Genomic DNA, 13,293 nt, shown 5'->3' with positions numbered 1-13,293 from the left:
AACAGAAGTAAAAAAGGAAGGCAGGGTTGCGGGATGAATGAGCAGATTCCACATGACAAAAGCCTCGATAACAGTGTGGCTTTGATGCGGGAAGGATATTTGTTTATAAAGAATAGAAAAGAGCATTACCATTCGGATTTGTTCCAGGCACGCTTGCTTGGAAAAACATTTATTTGTATGAGCGGCGCGGAGGCTGCGAAGGTATTTTATGATACCGAACGGTTTCAGCGGCAGGGTGCTCTCCCGAAACGAGTGCAGAAATCGCTGTTTGGCGTCAATGCAATCCAGACAATGGATGGCGACGCTCATATTCATCGGAAGCTGCTTTTTCTGTCATTAATGACACCGCCGCATCAAAAACGGCTGGCTGAGCTGATGACAGAGCAGTGGGAAGCGGCTGTAACAAGATGGGAAATGGCGGATCAGGTTGTGTTGTTTGATGAAGCAAAAGAAATCTTATGCCGGGTGGCCTGCTATTGGGCGGGTATTCCGCTGAAGGAAACGGAAGTGAAAGAGAGAGCGGACGATTTCATTGATATGGTAGACGCGTTCGGTGCTGTGGGACCGCGGCATTGGAAGGGAAGAAGAGCAAGACCCCGAACAGAAGAGTGGATTGAAAAAATGATTGAAGAGGTCCGCGGCGGCAGGCTGAAAACAGAAAATGGATCAGCGCTGCATGAAATGGCTTTTTATACGCAAGAGAATGGAAGCCGGCTTGATGCCCGCATGGCAGCCATTGAGCTCATTAATGTGCTGCGTCCGATTATAGCGATAGCTTACTTTATTTCGTTTTCAGCGTTGGCGCTGCATGAACACCCGAATTATAAGGAATGGCTTCGTTCTGGAGGCAGTGAGGAAAGAGAAATGTTTGTGCAGGAGGTGCGCAGATTTTATCCCTTTGGGCCGTTTTTAGGAGCCGTTGTCAAAAAAGATTTTATATGGAATGACTGCGAGTTTAAAAAGGGTGCATCAGTGCTGCTTGATGTGTATGGAACGAATCATGATCCCCGTATATGGGACAGGCCTGATGAGTTCCGGCCTGAGCGATTTAAAGAGCGGGAGGACAATCCGTTTGATTTCATCCCTCAAGGCGGGGGCAACGCGGAGAAGGGCCACCGCTGTCCGGGGGAAGGGATTACCATTGAAGTGATGAAAGCGAGCCTGGATTTTCTCGTGAATCAGGTTGAATATGACGTGCCAACACAATCACTGCATTACAGTCTTGCCAGAATGCCGTCATTGCCTGAAAGCGGTTTTGTGATGAGCAGCATTAGACGGAAAAGCTAAATATAAAGCTCTCTTCTTTTTCGAAGAGAGCTTTTTGATTACTTCTTTTTTTCATCATAGTATTGAACAGGATACATGGAGCCTTCGGATACCATTTTGTTGTCCTCAATGTCATGAGGGTGCGGGTGACCGGCTTTATCGACTGGGAACGTTTCCATATCTGGTTGTTTTGTTATCTTCATTTTCATGCCGTGAATGAATTCTCTTGCCTTTTGGCGGTTTGACGGGTCTTTTAATAGATAAGAAGTGATGCCGACAGTTGAAACAGCGAGACCGGAAAGTAACAGCTTTTGTTTCATGGTAATAACTCCTTTCTATTTTAAAAATAATGTTTCCTGTATCATTCCCGTTCTGCTTAAGGCTAAACCTCTGTGTATTTTATCAATTGATTTACAGTAAATTCTATTTTAGGTGAAGTTAGTTACTTAATTCCTATATTGGAAAGCGAGATACATTAATTTTTTATTATTTTAGTTATCATTCGATAAATATTGACAAAGTAAAGTAGTCAGAATAATAATATAACTTAGCAACAGAATGTCATCATACATGAAAGGTGTTTACGATATGAATCAGTTACATCGAAGAATGGGAACGTTTGCCCTTATGATGGTCGGGCTCGGGTCGATGATCGGGTCAGGCTGGTTATTTGGGGCGTGGCGCGCTGCCCAAATTGCGGGGCCTGCTGCTATTATTTCATGGGTTATCGGCATGATTGTTATTTTATTTATTGCTCTTTCTTACAGTGAATTAGGTTCTATGTTCCCTGAGGCAGGAGGAATGGTGAAATATACGCAATATTCACACGGTTCGTTTATCGGATTTATTGCAGGCTGGGCCAACTGGATTGCAATTGTATCCGTTATTCCTGTTGAAGCTGTAGCCTCCGTTCAATATATGAGTTCGTGGCCATGGGAATGGGCGAAATGGACAAGCGGTTTGGTGAAAAACGGAACGCTGACAGGAGAAGGATTGGTGTTCGCTTCTGTTTTGCTTCTGATTTATTTTCTGCTGAACTACTGGACAGTCAATTTGTTTTCGAAAGCGAATTCATTAATTACGATTTTTAAAATCATTATTCCAGGCCTGACAATTGGCGCTTTGCTCTTTGTCGGATTTCATGGAGAAAACTTTACAGCGGGCCAAAGCATTGCACCGAATGGCTGGGCAAGTGTTCTGACTGCGGTTGCAACTTCAGGTATCGTATTTGCGTTTAACGGATTTCAAAGCCCGATCAATATGGCGGGAGAAGCCAAAAATCCCGGGAAATCGATCCCGATTGCGGTTGTCGGTTCTCTGTTAGTTGCTACAGTCATTTATGTGCTGCTGCAGATTGCTTTCATCGGAGCGGTGAATCCGTCTGATATCGCTCACGGCTGGAGCCATCTTAATTTTAATTCTCCTTTTGCTGATTTGGCGATTGCATTAAATATTAACTGGCTTGTCATCGTATTATATGCGGATGCTTTTGTGTCACCTTCCGGAACAGGTATTACGTATACGGCGACGACTTCCCGCATGATTTACGGAATGGAGAAGAACAAATACATGCCGAGCGTGTTTGGCAAGCTTCATCCGATTTACGGAGTTCCGCGCCAAGCGATGTTTTTTAACTTGATTGTTTCGTTTATCTTTTTGTTCCTGTTCAGAGGGTGGGGTGTGTTAGCGGAAATTATTTCTGTAGCCACGTTAATTTCTTATATCACCGGCCCGGTTACAGTGATGACATTGAGACGGACAGGGAAGGATTTGTACAGGCCTCTTCGATTAAAAGGCTTAAGCGTGATTGCACCGTTTGGATTTATCTTTGCGTCGCTCGTGCTGTATTGGGCGCGCTGGCCGTTAACAGGGCAGGTTCTGTTTATTATTTTGATCGGACTTCCGATTTATTTCTATTACCAGGCCAAGGCTAAATGGAAAGGATTTGGCCAAAACTTTAAAGGTGGCATATGGATGGTGTTTTACCTGCTTGTCATGATGATGATTTCCTATTTGGGCAGTGACAAATTCGGCGGTCTGAACGTCATAACGTATGGCTGGGATATGGCCTTGATTGCCTTTGTATCACTCGGTTTCTATGTGTGGGCGCTGAAGAGCGGATTCAAGACAGAGTATTTGAAAGATGCGAAGGAGATTAATAGCCAGCTGATAAGCGCACAGTCAGAAGCTGCTGCGGGAAAAGAATAAATGGAGAAAACCTTGTGCTGAAGAGCACAAGGTTTTTTTAGTCAACAAGTCATGGTTATCGCGAAATATTACACCAATGTAAATGCGGTTGGGGTCCTTTTTACTTATTGTTAAGTTATTGTAAATTTGTCAGGCGACTTGTTTACAATCATATGAACTTGAAACATAATCGAAGAGAGTTTGCTGAATAATGTCTAAATAGAGGTGAACATGTTGGGGATTGACTTACAAACATTACTGTTCGAATTTCTGGGGGGACTTGGTATTTTCCTGATTGGGATCAAGTTCATGGGAGACGGGCTTCAGAAATCGGCTGGAGATAGATTAAGAAATATTTTAGACCGTTTTACAAGCAATCCGCTGATGGGCGTGTTAGCGGGTATAATTGTGACAGTTTTGATACAAAGCAGTTCCGGAACGACTGTTATTACCGTCGGCCTTGTGAGTGCAGGTTTTATGACGCTGAGGCAGGCGATCGGGGTCATTATGGGCGCCAATATTGGTACAACGGTTACCGCTTTTATTATCGGAATCGATATAGGGGCCTATGCGTTGCCGATTATTGCTGTCGGCGGATTTTTACTGTTTTTCTTTAAGCATAAAAATATGCAAAATGCGGGTCAGATTGTGTTTGGGTTCGGGGCTTTGTTTTATGGATTAGAGTTAATGAGCGGCGGCATGAAACCGCTCCGTTCCCTTGAGGCCTTTCATGATTTAACAGTCAATATGAGTTCAAATCCGGTTCTCGGTGTCGTCATCGGCACTTTGTTTACGGTTCTCGTGCAAAGCTCCAGTGCCACCATCGGTATTCTGCAAGGTTTATTTGCAGATGGTCTGATTGATATTAACGGCGCGCTGCCAGTGTTATTCGGGGACAATATCGGGACGACGATAACCGCGGTGCTTGCGTCTCTTGGAGCATCTGTTGCAGCGAGACGTGCTGCGGCTACTCATGTACTGTTTAACCTAATCGGGACAACAATTTTCCTGATTTTGCTCAAGCCGTTTACTGCTTTGATCTTATGGCTTCAGGCTTCGATAGGGCTTGATCCTAAAATGACGATTGCATTTGCCCACGGAATCTTTAATACGTCCAATACGATCATACAGCTTCCTTTTGTCGGGTTATTGGCTTTGATTGTGACAAAACTGATTCCAGGCAAGGATTCAATGGTGGAATACAAGTCGCATCTTGATCCGATTTTTATCGAGCAATCTCCATCTATTGCTCTCGGACAAGCGAAGGAAGAAGTGCTGCAAATGGGGAACTTTGCGGTGCAGGGGCTGGAAGTCACAAAACAATTCTTAGTGACAAAACAGCCGAAATACGCGGCAAATGCTTATCAGATAGAGGATGCGGTCAACAATCTCGACCGGAAAATTACCGATTATTTGATTGAGCTTTCATCGAGCTCCCTTTCAGATCACGAATCTGAGGAGCATCACATGCTGATGGATACTGTCAGAGATATTGAGAGAATCGGCGATCATTTTGAAAATGTGATTGAATTGATTGAATATCAGCAGGCACACCGTGTCGTCATTACTGAATCAGCCATGACGGACTTAACGGACATGATGGATTTAACAATTTCCACTGTGAAGGCATCAATGGAGGCTCTGCACCACAATGATGAGCAAACTGCTGCTCATGTCATTGAAAAAGAAGATGAAATTGACAAGATGGAACGAAAGCTTCGCAAAAAGCATATTATCCGTCTAAATGAAGGACTGTGCACAGGGCAAGCGGGTATCGTATTTGTTGATATGATCAGTAATCTTGAGCGTATCGGCGATCATGCGGTGAATATTGCGCAGGCTGTACTTGAGGAAAAATGATGAGAAAAAGCTTTGAATCCTAGGATTCAAAGCTTTTTTTGTAGTCTTTTTTCACATGATGAAATACATCCGGATAGTTGGTAAATACGCCGGTAACTCCCCAGTCCAGCAGGCGGCGCATATCTGCTTCTGTATTGACTGTGTAAGGATGCAAAAGCAGACCGTGGCTGCGGATCATGCGGACATTTTCTGCATTCAACGCTTTATAATCCGGACCTGCGCCGACAGCGTAGGTTTTGATTTCTTCCAAATCAGCATCTGTCATTGAAGCAATTTGCTTTGCTTCCATCAATTGAACAGTCGGCAGGTTAGGCTGTAATTGATGAATTTTTAACAGGCTTTCTTTGCTGAACGATTGGATGATCACTTGGCCGCGCTTTGAATGCTTGCTTAGCAGTTTATGCTTCTGTAAGGAAGCGATCAGTTTTTTCTCCATGCCTGGATAGGTGTCAGGCGATTTTGTTTCAATGTAATAGTTCGCATGTTTGCCAAAACGGTTTAATACCTCTTCTAATGTAGGAACTTTAAGGCCGGCGTACTGCGGCTTCGCTTTTGCCGGGTAAGCTTCATTAAACCAAGAGCCGGCATCAAGTTTCTTAATCTCCGCGAGCGTATGATCCTTCACCCAGCCCGTTCCGTTTGTGGTGCGGTCCAGTTTTTCATCGTGCATAACAATGAGTTGCCCGTCTTTTGTCATCTGTAAATCCAACTCAATATAATCGGCTTTCATTTTCTGAGCGGTTTCGTAAGACAGGATCGTGTGCTCAGGCACATATCCGGAAGCCCCTCTGTGCGCGACTGTCAGGATACGGTCAGGAGACAGCAGGTTTCCTTTTGAGGCTGCTGAAACTGGTGTAACCATAAACGACAGCAAACCAAAAGATAGCAGAACCAAAGCTAGTAATCTATTTTTTCTCATCTTTTCTTCCTCCTTATGAACAAGCAGTAACAGCTTTTATGTTAGAAAACGGATGTAAATGGCATGTTGGAAAAATATTAATCTTTTATAATCTTTTCTTAAACATGCTCCGCCCGTTTTCCCGTATTCCATGTCAAAGCCAAGAACACGATGGCCAGTATACAAGATGAGATCAGCATGATGAAGCCGCCGTTCCAATCAAATCGGTCAACGACAAATCCCATAATCGCGTTTGCGAAAGCAGACCCGCCGATGTATCCGAAAAACCCGGTCAAACCAGCTGCAGTTCCGGCTGCTTTTTTCGGAGCAAGATCAATGGCTTGCAGACCGATGAGCATCACAGGTCCATAGATTAAGAAGCCGATGCTGATCAGAGCGATGTTGTCTACCAGCGGATGGCCGGCCGGATTCAGCCAGTACACCAATACGGCAATGAAAACACCTGCCATAAACAGAACGCCTGCCGGTGCGCGGCGGCTCTTAAAGAAGCGGTCGCTGATCCAGCCGCACAGGATCGTTCCCGGTATGCCGGCGTATTCGTAAAGGAAATACGACCACCGGGAGTCTTCAGGAGAGAACCCTTTGGCTTCTGTTAAGTAAGTAGGCGCCCAGTCCACTACGCCGTACCGCACAAAGTAAACAAATACGTTTGCAAATGCGATGTACCAAAGAAACTTATTATTAAGTACATATTGAAAAAGGATTTCTTTTGTCGTTAATTCTTTTTCTTGATCTTTGAAAGCGTGTTTTGGATAGTCGTTCCGGTACTCTTCAATTGGCGGAAGCCCGCAAGATTGAGGGGTATCCCGCACCAAAAGGACAATTAAAAATGAAATCAGAATCGCAATAATAGCAGGGAAGAAAAACACGCTTTTCCAAGTGACAAACATAGCAATTCCAAGAGTGACAAGCGGAGCCAGGATCCCGCCGCCAATGTTGTGAGCGACATTCCAAATCGACATCTTCGTGCCGCGTTCACTAATAGAAAACCAATGGGCCATCGTTCTGCCGCATGGAGGCCAGCCCATTCCTTGGAACCATCCATTGATAAACATAAAAATAAACATGATGGTGACGCTCGAAGTTACCCAGGGCATAGAAACAAAAAGAATATTTACAATTGCAGATAAAAATAAGCCTGTCGCGAGAAAATACCTCGGATTGCAGCGGTCGGACACCATGCCCATAATAAATTTACTGAAGCCATACGCAATGGATACGGCGGCCAGCACCAATCCAAGCTCGGTTTTTGAAAACCCTTGTTCCTGCAGATAAGGAATGGCAAAAGCAAAGTTTTTCCGCAGCAGGTAATAGCCTGCGTAGCCGATAAAAATACCTAAGAATACTTGCAGCCTGAGCCGTTTATAAGCTGCATCCGTCTTTGAATCATCCAGTCTCTCAATGTGCGGAGCCGGTTTAAATAAGTGAAACATCAAATCATCCCCTTTGCTGTTTGTGTTGGATGTGTGGCGTGCCCTCCTTTCTGAAAAACAAAAAGAGCCAGAAAACACCCCCTTGTCAAAAGGGGTGGAATTCCTGGCTCTCCTCATCTCCATCCAAGCTATTAACTTATCATGATAGCGCTTTCTTAAATTATCATAGTCTGGAGTGAATGTAAACGGGTAATTTTAAATTGTGTGAAAAAGAAATGTTATCCTTTTGGTAGTTATGTTTTTTTACAAATAACATAAAAATCTGGGGGGGAGGCTGTTGCAGGTGGATAAATTAGATATCGCATTCGGCATTTTACCGTTAGCAATTATTGTGTTATCGGTCGCGGGGACTTATGTTTGTAAAAATGTATATATGATGCCGTTAGTTAGTTTGATCATTTCTCTTGTGCTTACGTTTACGATTTTCAATCAATCTTTTTTGGGATGGGCCGTTGTCTATAGCTTGTTTTCGCTGATTTTATCGTATATTACATTGAAGGTGTTGAGGAAGAGGAAGGCATCTGGAAAATAAAATTTTCGCCCCGCTTTTTTGATATATCGTTGACTATGGCAACTATATGTGATTATAATTGCTTTAATCAACGATATAAGAAAGTGGGGAGAAGTTTGAAAACCAATGAATCAGCAACGGGCTTAAAATTCAGAAAGTTCAATCGGTTTTACACGAATGTTCTTGGCTTCCTTAACGAACACATTTATGACAGCCCGTTTTCCTTAACGGAGACACGGATTTTATTTGAGATTTACAATACGCCACATTGTACGGCGAAAGATCTTCAGGATAAGCTGGGGCTTGACCGGGGATATGTCAGCAGAATGCTGAAACAGTTTGAAAAAGAAGGTTTGATTTATAAAGAGAAGAGCAAAGCTGACGCCCGCCATCATTATATCTATGTGACGGAAATGGGGGAAGCCATTTATAAAAAGCTTGAGAAGAAAGCAAATGAACAGGTTGAGCTGATGCTGAAGGAAATCGATGACGAAGAGCAGCACAAGCTTGCGACGGCTATGGAGGAGATTGAAGCCATATTGTCTCAGTCGCTCTCATCCAGGTCATCAGGCATTTCAATCAGAGATTATTATCTTTCGGATGATATTCACCTTCTCATTGAAAAGCAAAGGCAATTTTATGCAGAGACTCATGGCTGGGATGATACATTTTTAGCTTATCTCCATGAGACATTTGACGCGGAAATTGAAAAGATATGGATCGCGGAAAGCGGCGGAAAATTTGCAGGCTGTGTGGGATTGGTCAAACAAGATAAAAAGACGGTGCAGCTGAGATGGTTCTTGGTTGATGCCGCGTTTCGAGGCAGAGGGCTGGGCACGAAACTGCTTGAGCATCTCGTTACATATAGCAGAGAGAGGAAGTTTGAACGGATTTTTCTTTGGACAGTGAGCAGTATGGCTGAAGCCCGTCCGCTTTACGAGAAATTTGGATTTAGACTGAGTGAAGTGAAAGAAGAAACGCCATTATGGGGACAGCATCTGACAGAAGAACGATGGGATTTAGAGCTGTCATGAAAAGACTCCACTATGCTTGGATCATCGTTTTTATCACCTTTTTGATTTTATTGGCCGTACAAGGTGTGCGCCTGTCGTTTGGTGCGTTTGTCGAGCCTTGGGAGCGGGAGTTTTCGCTGGATAGGGGCACCATCTCGCTGATTTCAACGCTGAGCTTTATCGTTTACGGGATATCCCAGCCTGTGATCGGGCGGCTTGTGGACAGATGGGGCGCACGGGCGGTTTTATCATGGAGCACGTTACTGACCGGGATCAGCATTTTCTCGACATGTTTTATCACTTCACCGTGGCAGCTCTTTCTGCTTTACGGGTTGGGGGTGTCACTCGGAGTTGGCGGAGCGTCGAATGTAGCAACAAGTGTGCTGGTGGTGAATTGGTTCAGCAAAAAGCGCGGCCTTGCCTTTGGAATCATGGAAGCGGGCTTTGGAGCGGGGCAAATGCTGCTGGTTCCCGGCTCGCTTATGCTGATCCATTGGTTTAGCTGGAAGCTGACGGTTGTAGCATTGGGGTTGCTGTTAATGGTCGTTGTCCTTCCGGCATCCCTTTTATTGCTGCGAAATCATCCTTCAGAAAAAAATGAAGAGCCGATCGGCGGGGCTGCTGAGGAGGAGTTAGAAACAGGATCAAAAACCAAAGCAGGCTCAGTAACCGCGATGTTTCGTATGAGGCAGTTTTGGCTGTTGGTCCTTCCATTTTTAATCTGCGGCTTTACGACCGTCGGGCTGATGGATACCCATTTGATTCCCTTTTCTCATGATCACGGTTTTTCTACGACTGTTACGAGCGCCGCTGTCAGTCTGCTGGCCGGTTTTAATATCGCTGGTATCTTACTGTCCGGAATCATAGCGGATCGGTGGAGCAGCCGGAAAATCCTCTGTTTTTTATATGCGGTGCGCGCGCTGTCGATTGTGATTCTGATTTACAGCCACGAACCCTACTTGCTTTTAGGCTTTGCGGTTCTGTTTGGATTGGTGGACTTTGCAACGGTAGCGCCGACGCAAATGCTTGCCACCCAGTACTTTCAGAATTACTCGATCGGCCTCATGATCGGCTGGCTGTCACTTGCCCATCAAATTGGCTCTGCCCTCGGAGCGTATGTGCCCGGCGTCATTTATACCGTAACAGGTGAGTATACGCTGGCTTTTTATTTATCGATTGGAATGCTTGTGCTTGCAAGCGTGATGAACGTGATGCTGAGGGAGCCTGCGGCGATGAATCGTGACAGTGCGGCTGTGACGGAGAAGGTGTAAGTGAGAAAAAGCATCTCTGGCGAGGATTATTCAGAGATGCTTTTTTTGTATTTTTGTTCTAATACGAAATCGATCATACCGACAATGCGGGAGTTTTCGGATTTTTGTTTGAAGTTTTGGGAGATTTGAATGGCTTTTTCATTTTTAAAACAAGAGGCTAGCCAAATAAAACCGACAATAACAAAAAATAGTCTGGCAAGTAAACTCCATTCATGTGGTAATTCATTCGTTGTAAAATATAAAAATAGAGTAACTAATGTGCTGTAGATTACTGTTTTTATACTATGTATAAGAGTCAGCTGGGGCTCGCTAAAGAATACTTTTAGCTGATTCAGCATGATAGAATCCTGTTTGTTTAGAAAAGCCAAGATTTCTTTATCATTTTCCTTGTACTGTGTAATTGTTTCGGCTGTTTTTACGGTTTCTTTAAATGTTTGTTGATTTAGTGTCATCCAGCATCCTCCTTAAAAGTAAAGCACTACATGAGAAATGATATAGATCCATGTAGTGCTGATATGTTATTTATTTACAGAAGGAAATAAAGCTAAAAATGCACTTATAAAAGCTGCGGCTCCTCCTACTGCTAAGGTTTGTTATCAAGACAGCAACTTCTAATACAGCAGCTGCTCCAAATGTTATAGAAAGAGTAGATTCCCATTCTGTCGGGTATACTTCCTCAGTATCTGATAAAGTAAAATACTTCTATTTTATTTTAATCGTAATCGTAAGTCCAGTTGTAGTACTGTCACCTACTGGAATATCAGGCGTATAGATTTTAACTACAATATTTAACGATTGAGCAGTTAGATTTACATAAACTTCCAAATAACCATTACGTACTGACTAGAGATGTTTGTGTTTGCACCGCTAAGCATCCATATTACATCCGTCCATCAGCTTCGCTTTCGGTTTCAGCTCTGAAATGTAAAGTCCTAACAGTGTAAGCACCCCTCCCAGAAGAGCAATCCATGTCATTTTTTCCTGCAGAATCATGATGGAAGAGATGATTGTGATAACCGGCACCATGTAAATATAAGCGCTGGATTTCACGGCGCCGAGCACGCCGACCGAGTAATTCCATGTGGCAAAGCATAAGGCGGAAGCGCCGATGCCAAGGTAAAGCATGTTGAGTACATTTGAAGCGGTTGAAAAGCGGCTCGGGTCAAGATGGAAGTCAAACAAGAATAAAGCGGGAATCATAAACAGCAAACCGTACAAAAATACTCTTTGTGTCAGCTCGATGATGTGATAACGGTGAGCGCTTAATTTCTTCATAAATATCGAATAAAATCCAAACACGAGAGCGGCTGCGGCGGCTAAGATGTCCCCGAGCGGCTTCAGTTGAAGCACGACATTACCGTTGAAAGTAATCAATAAAAGCCCGATCAGCGCTGCAGCGAATCCGATGAAAAAAGTCAGCTGCAGTTTTTCCCCTTCAAGCAGAAAATGAGCCAGAACCGCAGTAATCATCGGAATAATGGACACAATCATGCCAACATTGGATGCGTATGTATACGTGAGCGCTATATTTTCTAATAGAAAGTATAAGGTCACGCCAAATAAACCTGCTCCGGCGAACAACAGCTCCTGCCGCCAGCTTTTGAACGGGATCATTTTAGGACGTACAAGGATCAGAGCAATAAAGCCGATCAAAAACCGATAAAATAATATTTCCATCGGAGTAAAGTCAGCCAGCAGAACTTTTGTCGAAACAAAGGTCGTACCCCAAATCAAAATGGTCACAATTGCCGCTGTATGGCCGGCAGTTTCTCGTTGAATGCTCATTTTTGAAACTCCCTTTCGAAAATCTTCATGTATTGCTTCGGCGTCAGCCCCACCTGTCGTTTGAAAAACTTCGTCATATGGCTCTGATCACTGAATCCTGTCTGAAATGCCGCATCAATCGGTCTAACCCCTTGTTCAAGGAGTTTTTTCGCTTGATTAATCCGGATTGTCTCCAGGTAGCTATTAGGCGTAATTCCTTTTTGTTTTGTAAATGAACGCAATAAATGATACTTGCTCCAGCCTGTTAGTTCACTCAAATCATTGAGCGTGACGTTCTCGGCATAATGTTCTTCTAGAAATCCGCAAACCACCTTGACTTCGTCGGATGGTTCAGGAATGCTGTTGAGGAATGTAACGTCTGAATAACGGCGGATCAGCTCTTCCAGTAAATGAAGAAACAGCTCCTCCTTGCGCAAAGCCTGCCTTTCCTTGGAAATCAGAATGTGCAATTCCTGCAGACTGGATGTCAGCTCATGGCGGAATAACACATGGTGGGAGAAATAAGGGAGATGCCCGGCGCCAGTAATCTCTTCCACCGCCTTCTTCATGACATCCGGCATCACATTGATACACCGATAATCGAGCGTGCGCCCGTCAATCTGCTCACAGCTGTGCGTGTCACGGGGGTTAAAGAGAAGAAGATCACCTGGATTGATGATATATTCTTGATTTTGACAGGCCAGGTACCGCTGCCCTTTTTCAATAAAACCAATCACATAATAATCGTGAAAGTGATTCGGGAATTTTTGCATAATCCCCTTGAAGCGGTAGGCTTCTATATTAAGGTGCGGGTCAAGGTGCAGTGTTCGGGTTTCGTTTTGCATGGGATGCCTCCTGTCGGTGTGGTGGTCTTGGGTTAAGTGTAGCATGAATTTTGGGGATTTCTTGTATGATGTTGCTGCAGGACAAGGAGAAAGCAGGTGATTTACATTACCTGCTGCTAACGTTATGTTTCGCTATTAGCTTTGTGAAGTACTAATAAAATGCCCAACATTAATTATCAAAGGAATATTAATAGTTTAATAAAAGAAGCGCCATTTTTGATGAT

The 13,293-nt window shown here is 43.9% G+C and carries 12 protein-coding genes and 1 pseudogene; 6 read left to right on the top strand and 7 right to left on the bottom strand.

Going from position 1 to position 13,293, the window contains the following annotated elements; translation table 11 throughout:
- The first annotated feature begins 33 nt into the window (after positions 1 to 33).
- On the top strand, positions 34 to 1,287 hold the full coding sequence (cypC, locus tag MTN95_RS07955; protein ID WP_248337634.1) for a CYP152 family fatty-acid peroxygenase CypC: 1,254 nt from the start codon (positions 34 to 36) through the stop codon (positions 1,285 to 1,287).
- Positions 1,288 to 1,325: 38 nt separating this feature from the next.
- Here cypC and MTN95_RS07950 read toward each other — a convergent pair whose 3' ends face one another.
- A complete protein-coding gene (locus MTN95_RS07950) occupies positions 1,326 to 1,586 on the bottom strand; it encodes a hypothetical protein (protein WP_105955644.1) in 261 nt (86 codons plus the stop codon).
- A gap of 268 nt (positions 1,587 to 1,854) precedes the next feature.
- Here MTN95_RS07950 and MTN95_RS07945 point away from each other — a divergent pair, with 268 nt between their 5' ends.
- Positions 1,855 to 3,474: a glutamate/serine transporter AimA gene (locus MTN95_RS07945; protein ID WP_105955643.1), complete on the top strand. Its 1,620-nt coding sequence runs from the start codon at positions 1,855 to 1,857 to the stop codon at positions 3,472 to 3,474.
- Positions 3,475 to 3,687: 213 nt separating this feature from the next.
- The gene (locus MTN95_RS07940; RefSeq protein WP_396022370.1) at positions 3,688 to 5,313 is read left to right on the top strand and encodes a Na/Pi cotransporter family protein; all 1,626 of its coding nucleotides are present in this window, start codon (positions 3,688 to 3,690) and stop codon (positions 5,311 to 5,313) included.
- 19 nt (positions 5,314 to 5,332) lie between these two features.
- Here MTN95_RS07940 and MTN95_RS07935 read toward each other — a convergent pair whose 3' ends face one another.
- On the bottom strand, positions 5,333 to 6,232 hold the full coding sequence (locus tag MTN95_RS07935) for a glycerophosphodiester phosphodiesterase (RefSeq protein ID WP_105991833.1): 900 nt from the start codon (positions 6,230 to 6,232) through the stop codon (positions 5,333 to 5,335).
- A gap of 98 nt (positions 6,233 to 6,330) precedes the next feature.
- A complete protein-coding gene (gene glpT, locus MTN95_RS07930; RefSeq protein WP_024120054.1) occupies positions 6,331 to 7,665 on the bottom strand; it encodes a glycerol-3-phosphate transporter in 1,335 nt (444 codons plus the stop codon).
- Between the two features lie 283 nt (positions 7,666 to 7,948).
- Between glpT and MTN95_RS07925 the strand changes: the two genes are divergently transcribed.
- From MTN95_RS07925 to MTN95_RS07915, 3 genes are all read left to right on the top strand, one after another.
- Positions 7,949 to 8,197 (top strand): YbeF family protein, encoded by a 249-nt coding sequence (locus MTN95_RS07925; protein WP_105955640.1) that lies wholly within the window; start codon positions 7,949 to 7,951, stop codon positions 8,195 to 8,197.
- 95 nt (positions 8,198 to 8,292) lie between these two features.
- Positions 8,293 to 9,210 (top strand): bifunctional helix-turn-helix transcriptional regulator/GNAT family N-acetyltransferase, encoded by a 918-nt coding sequence (locus MTN95_RS07920; protein WP_248337630.1) that lies wholly within the window; start codon positions 8,293 to 8,295, stop codon positions 9,208 to 9,210.
- Complete coding sequence (locus tag MTN95_RS07915; protein ID WP_227599118.1) at positions 9,207 to 10,460, top strand: MFS transporter; 1,254 nt, start codon at positions 9,207 to 9,209, stop codon at positions 10,458 to 10,460. Before MTN95_RS07920 ends, MTN95_RS07915 begins: the two co-directional genes overlap by 4 nt.
- 26 nt (positions 10,461 to 10,486) lie before the next feature.
- Here the strand turns inward: MTN95_RS07915 and MTN95_RS07910 are convergent, their stop codons facing one another.
- The 4 genes and pseudogenes from MTN95_RS07910 to MTN95_RS07895 form a co-directional block, all read right to left on the bottom strand.
- The gene (locus MTN95_RS07910; RefSeq protein ID WP_248337628.1) at positions 10,487 to 10,912 is read right to left on the bottom strand and encodes a hypothetical protein; all 426 of its coding nucleotides are present in this window, start codon (positions 10,910 to 10,912) and stop codon (positions 10,487 to 10,489) included.
- Positions 10,913 to 11,165: 253 nt separating this feature from the next.
- Positions 11,166 to 11,303, bottom strand: a pseudogene (locus tag MTN95_RS07905) (hypothetical protein); the annotation flags it as partial.
- 24 nt (positions 11,304 to 11,327) lie between these two features.
- The gene (locus tag MTN95_RS07900; protein ID WP_248337626.1) at positions 11,328 to 12,245 is read right to left on the bottom strand and encodes a DMT family transporter; all 918 of its coding nucleotides are present in this window, start codon (positions 12,243 to 12,245) and stop codon (positions 11,328 to 11,330) included.
- Positions 12,242 to 13,069 (bottom strand): AraC family ligand binding domain-containing protein, encoded by an 828-nt coding sequence (locus MTN95_RS07895; RefSeq protein WP_248337623.1) that lies wholly within the window; start codon positions 13,067 to 13,069, stop codon positions 12,242 to 12,244. Before MTN95_RS07895 ends, MTN95_RS07900 begins: the two co-directional genes overlap by 4 nt.
- Positions 13,070 to 13,293 lie beyond the last annotated feature (224 nt).

Source organism: Bacillus sp. 2CMS4F, assembly GCF_023161785.1.
In the GTDB taxonomy this organism is placed as follows: Bacteria; Bacillota; Bacilli; order Bacillales; family Bacillaceae; genus Bacillus; species Bacillus halotolerans.
The sequence above is the reverse complement of the archived record's forward strand: the minus strand, read 5'-3'. Positions and strand labels throughout refer to the sequence as shown.

Coding starts and splice junctions, on each gene's coding strand:
- cypC (WP_248337634.1), top strand. CDS start 34: ATGAATGAGCAGATTCCACATGACAAAAGCCTCGATAACAGTGTGGCT.
- MTN95_RS07950 (WP_105955644.1), bottom strand. CDS start 1,586: ATGAAACAAAAGCTGTTACTTTCCGGTCTCGCTGTTTCAACTGTCGGC.
- MTN95_RS07945 (WP_105955643.1), top strand. CDS start 1,855: ATGAATCAGTTACATCGAAGAATGGGAACGTTTGCCCTTATGATGGTC.
- MTN95_RS07935 (WP_105991833.1), bottom strand. CDS start 6,232: ATGAGAAAAAATAGATTACTAGCTTTGGTTCTGCTATCTTTTGGTTTG.
- glpT (WP_024120054.1), bottom strand. CDS start 7,665: ATGTTTCACTTATTTAAACCGGCTCCGCACATTGAGAGACTGGATGAT.
- MTN95_RS07915 (WP_227599118.1), top strand. CDS start 9,207: ATGAAAAGACTCCACTATGCTTGGATCATCGTTTTTATCACCTTTTTG.
- MTN95_RS07910 (WP_248337628.1), bottom strand. CDS start 10,912: ATGACACTAAATCAACAAACATTTAAAGAAACCGTAAAAACAGCCGAA.
- MTN95_RS07900 (WP_248337626.1), bottom strand. CDS start 12,245: ATGAGCATTCAACGAGAAACTGCCGGCCATACAGCGGCAATTGTGACC.
- MTN95_RS07895 (WP_248337623.1), bottom strand. CDS start 13,069: ATGCAAAACGAAACCCGAACACTGCACCTTGACCCGCACCTTAATATA.